This window comes from Rhizobium sp. GCM10022189, assembly GCF_042656325.1.
Classification (GTDB): Bacteria; Pseudomonadota; Alphaproteobacteria; order Rhizobiales; family Rhizobiaceae; genus Rhizobium.
In genome coordinates this window covers 470,580-484,568 of sequence record NZ_JBHSOR010000049.1, presented here as the reverse complement: position 1 = coordinate 484,568, position 13,989 = coordinate 470,580, and the positions used below count along the sequence as shown (strand labels likewise).

Here is a 13,989-nt window from a genome sequence, read left to right as displayed (position 1 = left end):
ATCGAGCCGCGCTTCGATGGAGCGCGGCTTTTTTTGATTTCTGTTAACGATTGATTAACCATATTGCTGTTTTCTGCGTCTCAACGAGACGGCGAGTTAACCAAATTTAAGAACGGGTTAACAGGCATGAAGGCTGATCGTCGTTCCCGGGCGCTATTCCCGAATGTCCCTTTATTTTAACGTCTGCCAACAAGGGGCAATCATTTCATGACCAGCATTTTGACGAACGTCGCGGCTATGGCCGCCCTCCAGACCCTCCGCGGTATCAGCAACAGTCTCCAGGACACTCAGAACCGCGTATCTTCCGGTTATCGCGTTGAAAAGGCGGCAGACAACGCAGCCTATTGGTCCATCGCAACGACCATGCGCTCGGACAACAAGGCCCTTTCTGCAGTTTCCGACGCTCTCGGCCTCGGCGCCGCAAAGGTCGATACGGCCTACACGGCCATGGACAACGCCATCGACGTGGTCAGCGAAATCAAGTCGAAGATCGTTGCCGCGACGGAAAAGGGCGTCGACAAGACCAAGATCCAGGAAGAAATCAGCCAGCTCCAGGCTCAGCTCATGAGCATCTCCCAGTCGGCTTCCTTCTCCGGCGAAAACTGGGTTGCCGGCAATTCGACCAAGAGCGTCGTTTCCACCTTCGTCCGCGACGGCAACGGCAACGTTTCGGTCAAGACGACCGACTATGTCCTCAACGCGGCCTCCAACGGCAACGTCCTGTTCGGCATGACCACGGCAGGCACCATCGATTCGAGCAGCGGCATCATCGGCTCCTCCAACGGCACGATCGGTTCGATCTACACCATGAACATCACCACCTTCGGTCAGACGGAAATCGCTATGGCACTGACGGCAATCGAAGCGGGCCTGGAGGCAATGACGAAGGCAGCCTCTCAGCTCGGCTCCATCTCCAACCGCATCGAGCTGCAGGAAAACTTCGTCGCGGCCCTCGGCGACTCGATCGACTCGGGTGTCGGCCGTCTCGTCGATGCCGACATGGAAGAGGAATCGAGCAGGCTCACGGCGCTGCAGACACAGCAACAGCTGGCGATCCAGTCGCTCTCGATTGCAAACTCCAGCGCTCAGAACGTCCTCACGCTCTTCCGCAGCTAAGGCGGCGGCTGAAGCTGGACCAAACCTTGTGCCGCCAGTTCGCGGCATCCTGGAAACCGCGCCGAAAAGGCGCGGTTTTTCTTTTATTTCAATGGTTTGCAGAGCAGCCGCCTCACTCGTTTCGATCCCCGATTCCGCTCTTGCGAAACTGGTTGATATCGGGTTAACGTTGCCGCAAGTTGATTTGTTTTGCGACGCACCGGCGCGGGAACCCGCCCGGGAGGCATGAAGCCAGTTCAGTCGCTGCCGGCAAAACCGGCCTGATCCCTTCACCTTTCCGAGACCATGTCGATGACCGTCAAGATTACCAACGCGGCCGCGGTGAGTGCGCTTGCAGTGCTGCGCAGCATCAACAAAGAATCGTCCGACGTACAGCAGCAGATTTCCACGGCCAAGCGCGTGGCAACTGCGGCCGACGATGCGACCTACTGGTCGATCGCGAGCGTGATGCGCGCCGACAGCACCAACCTCGGCACCATTGGCGATGCGCTCGGCCTCGGTGCCGCCAAGGTCGACGCGACCTATACGGCGATGAATTCCGCCATCGATCTCCTCGGCGATCTCAGAGCCAAGCTGGTTGCCGCCCGTGAGCCCGGCGCCGACAAGGACAAGATCAACGCCGAAATCACCGAATACAAGAACCAGCTGCAGACGATGGTCGAAGGCACGGCCTTCGCCGGCGAAAACTGGCTCCTGAACGGCGAGCCTGCCGCCCCTCCGCAGTGGCAGATCATCGGCAGCTTCGTGCGCGCCCCGACAGGCGAATATCAGGCGCAGACGATCGACTTTCCGTCGTCCCAGACCATCCTGATCGACAGGAACAATGCCAGCGGCGGCCTGTTCACCAAGGATGTCAACGGCAATCCCGACGGCACGCCGGTCCGCAACTACTATCTGCTGAACGTAAATTCCGGAACGCCGGCGACCGGCACGGAAATCTCCATCAGCAAGTCCACCACCGACTCGCAGCTGATGGATATGCTGACGGCCACGGACGCCATGCTCAAGCAGCTCACGAATTCGGCAGCGGGGATCGGTGTCATGAAGGCTCGTATCGACGATCAGATCGACTATACCGCGGATCTGTCCGACGCCGTCGACAAGAGCGTCGGCGCCCTCGTCGATACCGATATGGACGAGGCTTCGACCCGCCAGAAGGCGATCGAAACGCAGAAGCAGATGGCCGTCGAGGCGATTTCCATCCTCAATACATCCGCCAGCAAGATTCTCATCCTGCTCGAATAAGGGGCGAGCGCGGGGGCGGCACCATTCATCCTCGCGCAAGTTTGGGTTTCTAGTTTCCGGCATGAAGGCAGTGTCCGAATCCATGCCGGCGACAGGCCCCGAGCCTCTCCCGAACCGGAACGGCACGCCGGCAAGGTCGATGGTCATTTTTCAAGCGGGAGCATGCCGCGTGCTTCCCGAATACTGGACGGTTTTTTATGAGCATTATGCTTTCCCGGTATTTGAAGGATTTCGGTGAGCCGAGTCCCTCGGCGCCGATCATCGATGTAGATGATTTCGCCGCCGAAACCGCCTCCGTATTTGCGGAGCTGCCGCAGGAGCCCGAAATCGACATCGAGGCGGAACGGCGCGAGGCCCATTCCGAAGGTTTCGCGGCCGCAACCCTGGAATTGACCGAAAAATACGAACGCGAAGCCGAGGCCGCCGCCGCCGCGCATGCCCGCGAGATCGAAGAGCTGAAGCTCCGTTACGAGATCGAGGCCGCCGCCGTGATCGCTTCGCGCATCCGCGACATAGCCGAAGAGATCGCCACGCTCGTCAGCGAGGCGACCGCCACGGCAATCGCGCCGATCATGACCGAAGCGCTGGCAAGGAAGGCGACCGAAAATCTTGCCGTCCTGCTGCGCGAGGCAATCCTCGACGGTGCCGCGGCCCCGATCGTCGTGCGCGGCCCGGCCAAGCTTTTCGATATCCTCAAGGGCGAACTCGGAGAACATGCCGCATTGGTGCGCCATCACGAGGCCGATGATGTCGATCTTGCTGCCGAGATTGGCGAAACCGTACTCGTGACCCGTATTTCCGCCTGGGCGGCTAGCTTGAAGAAAGTTTCCGAATGAGCGACGGCGAAAATCATCATCACGGCAAGAACGAGATCGTCATCGTCAAGAAACATGGCGGCGGGGATCACGATGGCGCCCATGGCGGCGCCTGGAAGATCGCCTATGCCGACTTCATGACGGCAATGATGGCCTTCTTCCTCGTCATGTGGCTGGTCAACGCCGCCAACGAGGAAACCAAGGCCTCGATCGCGACCTATTTCAACCCGATCAAGCTCTCGGATGAAAAGCCGACCGAGAAGGGCTTGAAGAAGCCCGTAGACCAGGCCGAGGGCGAGCAGAACCAGGAAAAGTCGAAGGAGAAGGAAGAGAATCCGAACGAGGGCAAGTCCGCCGCCGACGGCGACGACCAGACCTCGACCTCCGGCGACAAGACCAATTATTCGGAAGCCGATTTCTTCGAGAATCCCTATTCGGTTCTCGCCGAGATCGCCCAGGAAGTCGGCCAGCAGGCAAATGTCAGCGCCAAGGGTGACGGCGGCGCGGCCGATTCCGGCCCGGCGACCGGTGCGGATGGCGGCGAGGCCTATCGCGATCCTTTCGATCCGGATTTCTGGACCAAGCAGGTCGAAGTGACGACCGCCGGCAAACCGCAGCAGCCCTCGCCGCTCGATTCGAAGGCTGAACCGAACGAGCTTGCCAAGGCGGAAAATTCCAAGCCGGCCACGCTGCTGAGCAAGGATGCCAATAGCGCGGCCGTGGCAGCCTCGGCAGAGAAACAGGCCGACAAGAAGCAGGACAAGCAGGCGGACAAGACCAAGGACGCCGACAAGACCGAAGAGGCGAAGCAGGCCGAGGAACAGCAGCAGGCCAAGGAACTGCAGCAGGAAATCGCCCAGCAGATTTCCGGTGTTGCCGGCAAGCTGGCCGAAGGCCTGACGGTGACGGCGTCCGAAGGCGGCCTGCTGGTGAGCATTTCCGACCAGAACGACGACTCCATGTTCAACATCGGTTCCGCCGTGCCGCGTCCGGAAATGGTCCTCGCGATGCAGAAGATCGGCGAAATCCTGAAGGAGCGGGGCGGAGCTGTCGCCATTCGCGGCCATACCGACGGGCGGCAGTTCAAGGGCGGTCTCAACGAGAACTGGCGCCTTTCGATGGACCGTGCGCAAAGCGCTTATTACATGCTCGTGCGCGGCGGTCTCGACGAGAAGCGTATTTCCCAGGTTTCCGGCTTTGCCGACCGCCGCCTGAAGCTGCCCGACGACCCCTATAACGCGTCAAACCGCCGGATCGAGATTCTCGTACAGGCAGATCAAGGATAGTCGCATGGCGCTGAGGCAGCATCGCTATTTCAGATATGCGCTCTTCGGCCTGGCGTTGATGTCGCCTGCCGTCGGTCACGCCGCAGACTCAGACGATCTCGCGCCGTACAAGATGCTGCGCTCCCTGCAGTTCGTTCAGGATTCGGTCGTAACGGGCGATCATTCCGCCGGCGAGATGCAGCGCTTCATGCTCGGCAAGATCGACGAGCGCCTGCGCACCGTCGATCCGTCCGTCTATGACGATGACCGCAATGTCGATGCCGCGCTGATTTACGTGATGAGCGGCGGCAATCCGCAGACGCTGGAATATCTCGTTTCCCACGACGTCAACGGCTACTTCGACAATCGCGTCACCGATGTGCTGCGGAAATATCTGAGCGGCAAGGGCCTGCTGGTCTCCAAGACGCTGGAAGAAACCGCCAGGGAATATGATGGCAAGAAGATCGGCCCCTATCTGGCGCTGATCGGCGGCAATGTGCTGATTGCCACCAGGCCGCTTGATGCGCTTGCCCTCTACGACCGGGCGCGGCTCAATGCGCCCGGCACCATCGTCGAGGAGGCGGCGTTGCGTCGCTCGGTTGCCATCTGCGTCGAAACCGGAGAGGTCGACAAGGGGCTTGCCTATTCGCAGCGCTACGTCCGCCGCTTCCTGCATTCGCCCTATGCCAGCCAGTTCGCCGATCTCTTCGTGAAGCTGATCGTCAGCCACAATCACGATGTCAATCCGCAGGCGGTCGTCGATATCCTCTCCTTCATGGATGCCCCGCGCCAGCGCGAGGTCTATCTGCGCGTGGCGCGCGCTGCCGCCATCGCCGGAAAGCCCGACCTCGCCCGCATGGCTGCCCAGCGCGTACAGTCGCTGGGCGAGGGGACGGACAATCCGTTTGGGCCGCTTGCCGATTTCTATAACGGCATGGCGAACGTGCCGACCGACGATATTGACCAGGCCGCCAAATATATCGCCAATATCTCGGGCGCCTCGCTCTCGCCGCAGGACCAGGCGCTGCAGGCAGCCGCACGATCCGTTGCCGAGCAGATATTGCGGGCTCCCGATCCGGCAAGCCTGACGCAAGGCTCAACCCCTAATAATCCTAATCAAGAAATTACTTCTGAACAGGCCGCAGCCGCCACGGCTGCGCAACCGGAAGGGGCGCCGGGCGCTGCTCCGGAACCTGTTGTCGAAGGCGCGGCTTCCGCTGGCTCGGGAGGCCAGGATGCCGACCCTTCATTCACCTCTTTCGTGACGACCAATCGATCCAAGCTCGACGAAATCGACGGTCTCCTGGCCCAAGAAGGCAAGTAAGATGATGATGGATATCAGCGTCTCGGGCGGAACGCCCGGCACGGATGCGTCTGCGTCCGTAAGATCCGGCCGGGGGGCCGGCAAAGGCGAGGCTTCGGATCAGAACGGCGGCTTCTCGGATGTCCTCTCCAAGGCCGGCAGCAACGACCAGAATGCGGATACCGTCGATACGTCCGGGCAGCAGGCCGGCCGCGACAGCGCGGACACGGTGGCGCGCAACCTGCGCAGCCGCAATCCGAAACCGCTGATCGATCTCAACGATGCATCGCTCAAGGGGCAGGCGAACGTGCAGGCCGGAACAATCGCGAATGCCGGCAAGACGCCTGCGAAATCCATCAGGGATCAGGAAAAGGATGCGACGATCTTTGGGCTCGGCAAGCCGGACACGTCCGATCAGGCGGCCGAGACCGCGGCCCAGGTGATGACCGGCAAGACCGCCAAGCCTGCCAAGGGCAACGTGCTTCCCGCCGCTACCGACACCGATCCGGCTGCCGATGCGGAAGCGGGCGACGGCGACATTACCGATGTCCTCGGCCTTCTGAAGAAGGAGCCGGGTGATGCCGCAGCGGTCCTTCAGGCATCCGTGCACCACGCCACGGCGAAGGCCGATGACACGACGGCCGGAAAGAAGGACGCGAAAGCCGAAGGGACAAATGGCGTCAAGGCCGATGCGCATGTGTCGGACGCGCTCGCCGCCGTCGCCCCGCATCACGACGACACGCGCATTCCCGGAACGGAGAATGTCGAAAGCGTCGAAGGCAAGACCTTCAGGCTCAGCCGTGCCGATGGCCGCGGCCAGTCGATTGACATGCAGATCGGCACCGAACAGCCGGGTTCGGAAAAAGCGGGCAAGACGAGCGTTGAAAATGTCTCCGTTCTGGAATCCCGCCGTTATCTCGGCCTGGTGCAGAACCAGAATTCCGCGACCGTGACCGCGGCCCTGTCGGGCGACAGCGAATGGGCGCGCGCCATGCAGCCGAGCTCGGCCCTGTCGAATGCCGCCGAATGGACGAGCACCGGCAAGGTGGTCAATACGCTCAAGATCCAGATGAGCCCGATCGACCTCGGCTTGGTCACGGCGACGATGCGCCTTTCCGGCGAGACGCTGAACGTCGATCTCAAGGTCGAGACGGGCACTGCCTATCGCCAGCTCAAGGAAGACCACGGCAAGATCCTCGAAGCGCTGCGCAGCCAGGGCTACGCGGTCGACAACGTGACCATCAGCATGGCTCCGGTGGAGCGAGCCGATACCGGCAGCCAGGCCAACAGCCAGGGGCAGGCTTCCCAGCAGCAGTCGCTTGCCCAGCAGGGCCAGGGGCAGGGCGGCGAGGCGCGCGAGCGCCAGAACCAGACAGCACAGCAGACGGACGGAGGCTTCAATGGTGCGGGCAGGAACGGTGTTGAGAACGCTTCTGCTGTCGACGCTGGCGGCAACCGCTCTGGCGGCGTTTACCTCTAGCGCATCGGCCTCCACCGGCGCCTGCGAGCGCGAGATCCAGTCCGCTGCGGCCAAATACGGGATCCCGGAAGGCATCCTCTATTCCGTCGGCCTGACGGAAACCGGGCGCAAGGGATCGCTCTATCCCTATGCCATGAATGTCGAGGGGAAGGCGTTGTTCCCGCCTTCCGAGCAGGCGGCGCTGCGGCAATTCGACACCGCCAGCAGAGGCGGTGCGAAGCTCATCGACATCGGATGTATGCAGATCAACCACTATTTCCACGGCGAAAACTTCAGCTCCGTGGAGGAAATGTTCGATCCTCACCGCAACGTGGAATATGCTGCGAAGTTCCTTCGCAACCTGCACGACCGTCATGAAACATGGACGATGGCGGTAGCCAGATACCACGCAGGACCGAACAACAATCCGGCGCAGAAGCAATATGTCTGCCGCGTCATCGCAAATCTGGTCGCCACCGGCTACGGCAAGTGGACTCCCAATGCGAGCAATTTCTGCGGAAATTAATTCAATTAATAATTGAATTCACCAATTATGACCGAACTGTGTCAAAGTGTGGCAAGAATCCGGCACGATTCCTGCTTGCAAGGCGTAATTAAGCGGTTGTTAACTTTTCCACGAAACTTTTGTGTGCATAACGCCGGAGACCTACTATATGTAGATCAAATCGGTACCCAATTCTTAATCAATTATTAATTTCTGCCATTAACTTTCCCGAGTTGCCGCTGATTCGCGCGATTCGTACCCATAGATCATCGATGTGCCACACTGATTCGGAGGCGGACGAATGATCGTAGTGGTTGATGAGCGTGAGCTCGTGAAGGATGGTTATACTTCTCTCTTTGGCCGTGAGGGCATTCCCTCGACCGGCTTTGATCCCAATGAATTCGGCGAATGGGTGCAGACGGCGGCTGATTCGGATATCGCGGCCGTCGAGGCATTCCTGATCGGCCAGGGGCAGCGCGCCATGGAATTGCCGCGTGCGATCAGGGATCGCTCGATGGCGCCCGTGATCGCGGTCAGCGACCAGCCGTCGCTCGAAAACACGCTTGCCCTTTTCGATTGCGGCGTGGACGACGTTGTACGCAAACCGGTGCATCCGCGTGAGATTCTCGCACGCGCCGCAGCCATCCGTCGTCGCCTGAAGGCGATCGCGAACTACACCGACATCGGCGCCATCCGCGTCTTCTCGGACGGGCGCGATCCGGAAATCAACGGCGAAGTCTTCGCCCTGCCGCGCCGCGAGCGCCGCATCCTCGAATACCTGATCGCCAATCGCGGCCGTCGTGTCACCAAGACCCAGATCTTCAATGCGATCTACGGCATCTTCGACGAGGAAGTCGAAGAAAACGTCGTCGAAAGCCACATTTCCAAGCTGCGCAAGAAACTGCGCAAGAAGCTCGGTGTCGATCCGGTCGATTCCAAGCGCTTCCTTGGCTATTGCATTGATTGGAATTGATTTTTCGGCGCGGGTCGTGCCGCGCGGGAAAGCCGGAATATTTCGGCCGGCGACCCGGCATGACAGACAGCTTCACGCAAGGCCCGCCAAATACTGTTGCACTTAACAGGCAAAACGAGGTTTTCAGATGAGCATTTTCGGCAGCATGAAGACGGCAGTATCGGGGATGAACGCGCAGGCAAACCGCCTCAGCACCGTCTCCGACAACATCGCGAACGTGAACACCACCGGTTACAAGGCTGTTTCGACCGCGTTCTCGTCGCTGGTTCTGCCTTCCACGTCCGGCAACTACAGCTCGGGTGGCGTGACCACGACGGTTCGCCAGGCTGTCTCCGATCAGGGCGACATTTCCTACACGACCTCCGGCTACGACCTCGCGATTTCCGGTGACGGCTTCTTCATCGTTCAGGGCGCCGACGGCGTTCCGGTTCTGACGCGCGCCGGCGACTTCACCAAGGACGACAATGGCAACCTCGTCAACTCCGCAGGTTTCACGCTCATGGGTTATCCCTGGGGGGCTTCCGCCCCGGCGGTCGTCGTCAACGGCTTCGACGGTCTTGTTCCGATCAACGTTCTCGGCGACCAGAAGCTGGAAGCGATTGCGACGTCGAGCGGCACCTGGACCGGCAACCTCAAGCCCGGTGCGACGGTCGTTACCGACCCCGATACGTGGCCGAGCGCAAACGCTGCGGTAGACCCCACGACGACGAACACCCAGAAGTATTCGATGGTCACCTACGACAAGCTCGGCAGCAAGGTGATGTACGACATCTACTTCACCAAGGTGCCGGCGCCGACGCCGACCGTTCCGGGCCAGGAATATCAGTGGGAAATGGCTGTGTTCCGCAACGCGGACAAGGCCACGACGGGCACCAGCTCCTTCCCGTACAGCTCCGGCCCGGTCGCGACCAAGACGATCTTCTTTGACGACAAGGGCAAGATGACCTCGACGGCCAATTCGACGATCACCGATCCGGCGACGGGCCTTACCATCGACCTCAATCTGGACCTCTCCCAGGTCGGCGACAATTTTTCCGGCACGGGTAACGTCGACGGCCAGGGCGCAAATTCGCCGGTCGACATCACCATCGACGCAGACGGTATCGTCTACTCCAAGTATGACGACGGCAGCACCAAGCCGGTCTTCCAGATTCCGCTCGCCAACGTGCCGAGCCCCGACCTGCTGACGCTGATGACCGGCAACGTCTACTCTGCCAACGGCAGGTCGGGCGTCACCGTCACCGGCTTCCCGCAGACCAGCGGCTTCGGCAAGATCCAGGCCGGTGCTCTCGAAGGCTCGAATGTCGATCTCGCCGGCGAACTGACGGAAATGATCGAATCCCAGCGCAGTTACACCGCCAACTCCAAGGTGTTCCAGACGGGTTCCGATCTCATGGACGTCCTCGTCAACCTCAAGCGTTAATCAGGGTAACGGGTAAGCCATGTCGCTCACTTCGGCACTTAATACCGCGCAGAGCATATTCAACAATACGGGCGCGCAGAGCAGCATCGTATCGAACAATATCTCGAATGCCGGCAACAAGGACTATGTGCGCCGGCAGGCGATGCTCACCACCTCGCTGGGTGGCGCCCAGGTGGTCAAGATCAGCCGCGCGCAGGAAGATGCGCTGCTGAAACAGTATCTCAAGGCGTCCTCGAAGGACAGCGCACAGCAGACCCTGCTGGGCGGCCTTGAGGACCTGAAGTCGATCATGGGCGGCAATGACAACGAAACGTCGCCGGAAGTGGCTCTGCGCACCTTCCGCGACAAGCTCGGCACTTTCCGCGCCACCCCTGGCGATCTGATCGCTGCCCAGGGCGCGATCACGGCGGCGCAGGACGTCGTAACCTCGCTGAACAATGCCTCCAAGGCGGTGCAGGAGCAGCGCGCCGACGCCGACAAGCAGATCAAGAACCAGGTCGATTCGCTGAACAGCCTGCTCAAGCAGTTCGAAACGGCCAACAATGCCGTCAAGAAGGCGACGGCCGGCAACGAGGACCCGTCGAGCGCTCTCGACGAGCGCGAAAAGGTCCTCAAGCAGATCAACCAGATCGTTGGCGTGTCGACGGTGACGCGCGATAACAACGACATGGTGCTCTATACGGCCGATGGCACGACCCTGTTCGAGACGATCCCGCGCGCGGTGAGTTTCGAGCCGACGCAGTCCTATGCCGCGGGCACGGTCGGCAACAAGGTCTATATCGACGGCGTTGCCGTCAATACGGGTTCGGGCGCCTCGACCAACGCGCAGGGCAGCCTGGCCTCGCTCCTGCAGATCCGCGACGATATTGCGCCGAAGTTCCAGAGCCAGCTCGACGAGGTCGCCCGCGGTCTTGTCAATCTTTACCAGGAGGACGGCAATCCCGGCCTCTTCGTCTGGACAGACCCGACGACCGGAGTCGCAGGGGGGGTCCCGCCGGCCGGAACGCTGATCAACGGCATTGCGGGAACGATCGCGGTCAATGACCGTGTCGTCACCTCCAAGGGCGGCGATCCCATGCGGCTGCGTGACGGCAACATAAACGCCTCGAGTACGGCGGCGAACCCGGACGGTTCGAGCGGTTATACCGCAGAACTCGACCGCCTCTACACGGCGATGGATTCCGGCATCCCGTTCGACGCATCGACTGGCCTCGACTCGAACATCAGCATTCTGACCTTTGCCACCAATTCCATCGGCTGGCTCGAGCAGAACCGCAGCGATGCGACCACGGCAGCGGAAAACACCCAGGCTGCCGCGGCGCGAACCGATGAAGCTTATTCCAATGAAACCGGCGTCAACCTCGACGAGGAACTGACGCTTCTTCTCGATATAGAGCAGTCCTACAAGGCGGCGACCAAGATTTTGAACGCCGTCGACGAGATGTTGAAAGCATTGCTGGATATTGCGAGTTAAGCCATGAAAAGCTCATTTATTTCAAGTTCGGCCATCCAGAACGCCATGCGGCTGACGATCCGCCAGGCGCAGAACCAGATGACGAAGGCGACGATGGAGGCGACGACAGGCGTCTATGCCGACATTGGTGTGTCGCTTGGTGGTTACGCGGCCAAAAGCATTGATTTTACACGTGAAGTCGACCGGATCAAATCGATCAAGCTGAGCAACGCTCTCGTCGATGCCCGCATGGAATCGGCGCAGACCGGTCTCGACAAGATGAAGAAGGCCGGCGACAGTTTCCTGTCCAAGCTGACCGCGCTGCAGAGCAGTCATGATCCGGGCAGCGTCACGGTTGCCATCCAGTCGGCGACCAGTGCGCTCTCGACCATGATGGATACGTCGAATTCCATGGTGAACGGCGAATATCTCTTCGCCGGCATCAACACGGATATTCAGCCGCTGACGGATAAGACGGCTGCGACGACGACTGAAATTACCAACAGGCTGAACGCCTACGCGCTGACGCTCGGCAAGCCGGTGAACGAGATCACCGGCGACGAGATGAAGACCTTCATCGAAACCGAGGTCGAGCCGATGTTCAGCGAAGCGGCCTGGACCGATCCGACGACCGGCTGGTCCAAGGCATCCAGCCAGAACATGACGAGCCGTATCAGCAATTCGGAAGTTGTCGAATCCTCGACCAGCGCCAATTCCGAAGGCATGCGTTACTTCGCTCTCGCAACGGTCATGACCTCTGCGCTCTTCGGTCAGAACCTTAGCACGGATGCGATGAGCAAGGTCTCGTCCATGGCGATCACCTACACGACCCGCGCGACCACCGGGATCGTGACCCAGGCGAGCCAGCTCGGCCTGTCGCAGGAGCGCGTGGAGAAGGCGAATGACGCCCTCGACGCTCAGGCCAACATCATGCAGACCAAGCTCGTCGATATCCAGGGCGTCGATCCCTACGAGGCCTCGACGCTCGTCAAGACTTTGGAAACACAGCTCGAAACCGCTTACACGATCGTATCGAAGATCCAGCAGCTGAGCCTCGTGAACTACCTTTGATGATCAAAGGCGCGCAATATAAAGAAGGATGCATGAATGTATCAGTTCTCTTATGCCGAGGTCATGCAAGACTCGGTTGCCGACGCGAAAGAGCGGGAATGGCAGGTTCTCGAACGTTCGATCGAACTGCTTTCGGCGGCGCGCGACAAGGAGAAGTACAGCCGGGAGGCTATTGAAGCTCTCTTCTATACGCGAAGGGTGTGGATCAGCTTCATCGAGGATTTGAAACATCCCGACAACCAGTTGGAAGTCGAGCTCAGGGCCAACCTCATCTCGATCGCGATCTGGATATTGAAGGAATGCGACAGAATTAGAAAACGTCAGTCGAATAACTACCAGGGCATTATCGACGTTACCACCATCATCAGGGATGGACTTAAATGAAAAGTACACTTCGCATTTCTCTGAAAGCCGGGGAAAGAATCTTCATCAACGGCGCCGTCCTGCGTGTCGACCGCAAGGTCGCGCTGGAATTCCTGAATGATGTGACGTTCCTTCTCGAAAACCACGTGCTGCAGCCGGAAGGTGCGACGACGCCGCTGCGCCAGCTCTACTTCATCGCCCAGATGATCCTCATCAATCCCGAGGGCAAGGAACATTCCACCGCGATGTTCCGCAAGTCGATCACGATGCTGCTCACCTGCTTCAAGAACGAGGAAATCCTCGCCGAGCTGAAGCGGATCGACGCACTCGTCTCGACCGGCCGCGCCTTCGATGCGCTGAAGGCGATCCGGGCTCTCTATCCGATCGAAGACAGTATTCTCAACAATCACGAGCTGCCGCCGACCATGGTTGAGCAGATTCGCAGGGAGATCGCACCATGGCGGTAGACGGAACTCAGGCAGTCGGTGCCGGCAGCAGCACGTATGGCTCCTCCAGCGCCGCCCAGCAGAAGGCGACGCTGAACTACGACAACTTCCTGCAGCTGCTCGTCGCGCAGATGCAAAACCAGGATCCGACCGATCCGATGGATGCCAGCGAGCAGATGTCGCAGCTCGCGAGCTTCTCGCAGGTCGAGCAGACCATCCAGACGAACCAGAAGCTCGACACGCTGCTGACGAGCTCCAGCCTGACCCAGGCAAGCAGCTATATCGGCAAGTACATGGAAAGCGCCGACGGCAGTACCAAGGGTATCGTCGAATCCGTCAAGGTTTATTCGGACGGCCTCATTGCAACGCTCGACGATGGCGGTAAGATTCTGATCCAGCCGGGCATCTCGCTGGCCGATTCGGCCCCGACCAACGGTTCGGGCGACGATAGCGGTTCGGACGAAACCGGTGACGACAGCGGCACCGACGAAACGGATGGCGTCTGACATCATTGCCTTCGGATGATGCCGCAAAATATCAGTCCGGCTAAGC

General features: G+C 60.1%; 14 protein-coding genes. All 14 read left to right on the top strand.

Annotation, left to right across the window (positions count from 1 at the left end; all coding sequences use genetic code 11):
* Window positions 1-207: 207 nt before the first annotated feature.
* The 14 genes from ACFPWW_RS23430 (at window position 208) to flgD (ending at window position 13,943) form a co-directional block, all read left to right on the top strand.
* Window positions 208-1,116 carry a flagellin gene (locus ACFPWW_RS23430; RefSeq protein WP_112570788.1) on the top strand — a complete coding sequence of 303 codons (909 nt, stop codon included), beginning with the start codon at window positions 208-210 and terminating at the stop codon, window positions 1,114-1,116.
* A 291-nt stretch (window positions 1,117-1,407) separates the two neighbouring features.
* On the top strand, window positions 1,408-2,361 hold the full coding sequence (locus tag ACFPWW_RS23425) for a flagellin (protein ID WP_112571045.1): 954 nt from the start codon (window positions 1,408-1,410) through the stop codon (window positions 2,359-2,361).
* A 197-nt stretch (window positions 2,362-2,558) separates the two neighbouring features.
* Window positions 2,559-3,197: a hypothetical protein gene (locus ACFPWW_RS23420; protein WP_377313388.1), complete on the top strand. Its 639-nt coding sequence runs from the start codon at window positions 2,559-2,561 to the stop codon at window positions 3,195-3,197.
* A complete protein-coding gene (locus ACFPWW_RS23415; protein WP_113413091.1) occupies window positions 3,194-4,462 on the top strand; it encodes a MotB family protein in 1,269 nt (422 codons plus the stop codon). The genes ACFPWW_RS23420 and ACFPWW_RS23415 overlap by 4 nt, the downstream gene beginning before the upstream one ends.
* 4 nt (window positions 4,463-4,466) lie before the next feature.
* On the top strand, window positions 4,467-5,765 hold the full coding sequence (gene motC, locus ACFPWW_RS23410; RefSeq protein WP_112705587.1) for a chemotaxis protein MotC: 1,299 nt from the start codon (window positions 4,467-4,469) through the stop codon (window positions 5,763-5,765).
* Window positions 5,766-5,769: 4 nt separating this feature from the next.
* Entirely contained in the window at window positions 5,770-7,224 is a 1,455-nt protein-coding gene (locus ACFPWW_RS23405; RefSeq protein ID WP_377313835.1) for a flagellar hook-length control protein FliK, read from the top strand.
* Window positions 7,166-7,729, top strand: a complete 564-nt coding sequence (locus ACFPWW_RS23400; protein WP_112705588.1) for a lytic transglycosylase domain-containing protein — start codon at window positions 7,166-7,168, stop codon at window positions 7,727-7,729. Before ACFPWW_RS23405 ends, ACFPWW_RS23400 begins: the two co-directional genes overlap by 59 nt.
* A 280-nt stretch (window positions 7,730-8,009) precedes the next feature.
* Entirely contained in the window at window positions 8,010-8,681 is a 672-nt protein-coding gene (rem, locus tag ACFPWW_RS23395) for a transcriptional activator Rem (protein WP_112570798.1), read from the top strand.
* 127 nt (window positions 8,682-8,808) lie between these two features.
* A complete protein-coding gene (locus ACFPWW_RS23390; protein ID WP_377313386.1) occupies window positions 8,809-10,104 on the top strand; it encodes a flagellar hook protein FlgE in 1,296 nt (431 codons plus the stop codon).
* 19 nt (window positions 10,105-10,123) lie between these two features.
* Window positions 10,124-11,578 (top strand): flagellar hook-associated protein FlgK, encoded by a 1,455-nt coding sequence (gene flgK / locus ACFPWW_RS23385; protein WP_112755009.1) that lies wholly within the window; start codon window positions 10,124-10,126, stop codon window positions 11,576-11,578.
* Between the two features lie 3 nt (window positions 11,579-11,581).
* A complete protein-coding gene (locus tag ACFPWW_RS23380) occupies window positions 11,582-12,628 on the top strand; it encodes a flagellar hook-associated family protein (protein ID WP_112570804.1) in 1,047 nt (348 codons plus the stop codon).
* Between the two features lie 36 nt (window positions 12,629-12,664).
* Window positions 12,665-13,012 carry a flagellar biosynthesis regulator FlaF gene (gene flaF, locus ACFPWW_RS23375; protein ID WP_112570806.1) on the top strand — a complete coding sequence of 116 codons (348 nt, stop codon included), beginning with the start codon at window positions 12,665-12,667 and terminating at the stop codon, window positions 13,010-13,012.
* Window positions 13,009-13,458 (top strand): flagellar biosynthesis repressor FlbT, encoded by a 450-nt coding sequence (gene flbT, locus ACFPWW_RS23370; RefSeq protein WP_112570808.1) that lies wholly within the window; start codon window positions 13,009-13,011, stop codon window positions 13,456-13,458. The genes flaF and flbT overlap by 4 nt, the downstream gene beginning before the upstream one ends.
* Window positions 13,449-13,943, top strand: a complete 495-nt coding sequence (flgD, locus tag ACFPWW_RS23365) for a flagellar hook assembly protein FlgD (protein WP_112570810.1) — start codon at window positions 13,449-13,451, stop codon at window positions 13,941-13,943. The genes flbT and flgD overlap by 10 nt, the downstream gene beginning before the upstream one ends.
* Window positions 13,944-13,989 lie beyond the last annotated feature (46 nt).

Bases quoted from the DNA above. Each gene is read 5' to 3' on its own strand.
- ACFPWW_RS23380 (WP_112570804.1), top strand. From the start codon at position 11,582: ATGAAAAGCTCATTTATTTCAAGTTCGGCCATCCAGAACGCCATGCGG.
- flbT (WP_112570808.1), top strand. From the start codon at position 13,009: ATGAAAAGTACACTTCGCATTTCTCTGAAAGCCGGGGAAAGAATCTTC.
- ACFPWW_RS23425 (WP_112571045.1), top strand. From the start codon at position 1,408: ATGACCGTCAAGATTACCAACGCGGCCGCGGTGAGTGCGCTTGCAGTG.
- ACFPWW_RS23390 (WP_377313386.1), top strand. From the start codon at position 8,809: ATGAGCATTTTCGGCAGCATGAAGACGGCAGTATCGGGGATGAACGCG.
- ACFPWW_RS23405 (WP_377313835.1), top strand. From the start codon at position 5,770: ATGATGGATATCAGCGTCTCGGGCGGAACGCCCGGCACGGATGCGTCT.
- ACFPWW_RS23415 (WP_113413091.1), top strand. From the start codon at position 3,194: ATGAGCGACGGCGAAAATCATCATCACGGCAAGAACGAGATCGTCATC.
- rem (WP_112570798.1), top strand. From the start codon at position 8,010: ATGATCGTAGTGGTTGATGAGCGTGAGCTCGTGAAGGATGGTTATACT.
- ACFPWW_RS23420 (WP_377313388.1), top strand. From the start codon at position 2,559: ATGAGCATTATGCTTTCCCGGTATTTGAAGGATTTCGGTGAGCCGAGT.
- ACFPWW_RS23430 (WP_112570788.1), top strand. From the start codon at position 208: ATGACCAGCATTTTGACGAACGTCGCGGCTATGGCCGCCCTCCAGACC.
- motC (WP_112705587.1), top strand. From the start codon at position 4,467: ATGGCGCTGAGGCAGCATCGCTATTTCAGATATGCGCTCTTCGGCCTG.
- flgD (WP_112570810.1), top strand. From the start codon at position 13,449: ATGGCGGTAGACGGAACTCAGGCAGTCGGTGCCGGCAGCAGCACGTAT.
- flaF (WP_112570806.1), top strand. From the start codon at position 12,665: ATGTATCAGTTCTCTTATGCCGAGGTCATGCAAGACTCGGTTGCCGAC.
- flgK (WP_112755009.1), top strand. From the start codon at position 10,124: ATGTCGCTCACTTCGGCACTTAATACCGCGCAGAGCATATTCAACAAT.